The following is a 2,500-nucleotide window of genomic DNA, read 5'->3' on the forward strand; positions in this document are numbered from 1 at the left end:
TCCTGCCGTCATCATCGCAGCGCACTATGATTCGGCGTCAACTTTACGCACACGAAAAACGCGTGACGATTTTCTGACGATTGGGCGTTGACAGCTTCGAGAGTGCGAGACTATAAACCGGCCACTGAGCGCGGCGGCGCCGGGGCCCACGGGTCCGGGACGGTTCGACGCTCAGAAGCACCTCAACGCGATGTGTGAAGCACCAGCCGACAGTTTCGGTGGGTGTTTTGTCGTCGGGTTGAGTCGTCAGGTTTCTGAGAAGGGGCTTGGCGGATCTCTATCGGTGCAATGGTCTGCTGCTTGTTTCGAACGAAATAATCGGCGCGCTGCGAAGAAAGAGGTTGCTTCCTTCCTCTGGAGGGTCTACTGGTTCGCTCCCTTCGGGGCGCTGGCATCCACTGGATGCCGCCTGATGGATCTCACTTTGGAAGATCTGAAGATAGAGATTTCTCCCTCCTGGGGAGATTGACGCATCTGCGTCGGGCTGTTTGACAAGTTAAATTGAAGAAAGAGAAACGTGGACGGCGGAGTCCTTGCGGGTCTCGTTCGATGGAAGCTTCGGCTTCTTGAGACGGGGCCGGACGAAAGACTTCGGCGGTACACGTTTTGAACAAAGGTTAACACCATCGTTGTTGGCGCTGTGAAGCGCGGACAGCAGATTGGCTGAACTTCGGTTTGGTTGATTTAGTATGGTGGGACCTCGTCAATACGTTGTGATCAGCCGGTTTAAAGTTTCAAGTCCAACTTGAGAGTTTGATCCTGGCTCAGAGCGAACGCTGGCGGCAGGCTTAACACATGCAAGTCGAACGGGCGTAGCAATACGTCAGTGGCAGACGGGTGAGTAACGCGTGGGAACATACCTCTTGGTTCGGAACAACACAGGGAAACTTGTGCTAATACCGGATAAGCCCTTACGGGGAAAGATTTATCGCCGAGAGATTGGCCCGCGTCTGATTAGCTAGTTGGTGGGGTAAAGGCCTACCAAGGCGACGATCAGTAGCTGGTCTGAGAGGATGATCAGCCACATTGGGACTGAGACACGGCCCAAACTCCTACGGGAGGCAGCAGTGGGGAATATTGGACAATGGGCGCAAGCCTGATCCAGCCATGCCGCGTGAGTGATGAAGGCCCTAGGGTTGTAAAGCTCTTTTGTACGGGAAGATAATGACGGTACCGTAAGAATAAGCCCCGGCTAACTTCGTGCCAGCAGCCGCGGTAATACGAAGGGGGCTAGCGTTGCTCGGAATCACTGGGCGTAAAGGGTGCGTAGGCGGGTTTTTAAGTCAGAGGTGAAATCCTGGAGCTCAACTCCAGAACTGCCTTTGATACTGAAAGTCTTGAGTATGGGAGAGGTGAGTGGAACTGCGAGTGTAGAGGTGAAATTCGTAGATATTCGCAAGAACACCAGTGGCGAAGGCGGCTCACTGGCCCATAACTGACGCTGAGGCACGAAAGCGTGGGGAGCAAACAGGATTAGATACCCTGGTAGTCCACGCCGTAAACGATGAATGCCAGCCGTTAGTGGGTTTACTCACTAGTGGCGCAGCTAACGCTTTAAGCATTCCGCCTGGGGAGTACGGTCGCAAGATTAAAACTCAAAGGAATTGACGGGGGCCCGCACAAGCGGTGGAGCATGTGGTTTAATTCGACGCAACGCGCAGAACCTTACCAGCCCTTGACATGTCTATGACCGGTACCAGAGATGGAACCTTCCCTTCGGGGCATAGAGCACAGGTGCTGCATGGCTGTCGTCAGCTCGTGTCGTGAGATGTTGGGTTAAGTCCCGCAACGAGCGCAACCCCCGTCCTTAGTTGCTACCATTTAGTTGAGCACTCTAAGGAGACTGCCGGTGATAAGCCGCGAGGAAGGTGGGGATGACGTCAAGTCCTCATGGCCCTTACGGGCTGGGCTACACACGTGCTACAATGGCGGTGACAATGGGATGCAAAAGGGCGACCTCTCGCAAATCTCAAAAAGCCGTCTCAGTTCGGATTGGGCTCTGCAACTCGAGCCCATGAAGTTGGAATCGCTAGTAATCGTGGATCAGCATGCCACGGTGAATACGTTCCCGGGCCTTGTACACACCGCCCGTCACACCATGGGAGTTGGTTCTACCTGAAGGCAGTGCGCTAACCGCAAGGGGGCAGCTGACCACGGTAGGGTCAGCGACTGGGGTGAAGTCGTAACAAGGTAGCCGTAGGGGAACCTGCGGCTGGATCACCTCCTTTCTAAGGATGGTTCTTCAGATGCTTGCATCTATCGAACCTCTTTTGAAACATCAGTGGCCAGACATTGGATCAATGTTTGAGCTGCATAGGCGGGACACCGCCGTCTTCGTTTCTCTTTCTTCGCGGACGAACACACGCTGGGGCGTGCTCGTGCTGCTTGTTGGCGTTTGATCGCAAGGTCATGTCGATGAGCCGAGCGCAGTCCTTTGTTGTTAGGGCTTGTAGCTCAGTTGGTTAGAGCGCGCGCTTGATAAGCGTGAGGTCGGAAGTTC

The 2,500-nt window shown here is 54.4% G+C and carries 1 tRNA gene and 1 rRNA gene (1 of these 2 cut by a window edge); both read left to right on the plus strand.

The window, feature by feature from the left end:
• Positions 1 to 741 precede the first annotated feature (741 nt).
• Positions 742 to 2,228: ribosomal RNA gene (locus tag AB7951_RS01780) — 16S ribosomal RNA — on the plus strand.
• Positions 2,229 to 2,443: 215 nt separating this feature from the next.
• A tRNA-Ile gene (locus AB7951_RS01785) sits at positions 2,444 to 2,500 on the plus strand (it continues 20 nt past the right edge of the window).

The organism is Tardiphaga sp. 285_C5_N1_2 (genome assembly GCF_052076065.1).
Taxonomy (GTDB): Bacteria; Pseudomonadota; Alphaproteobacteria; order Rhizobiales; family Xanthobacteraceae; genus Tardiphaga; species Tardiphaga robiniae.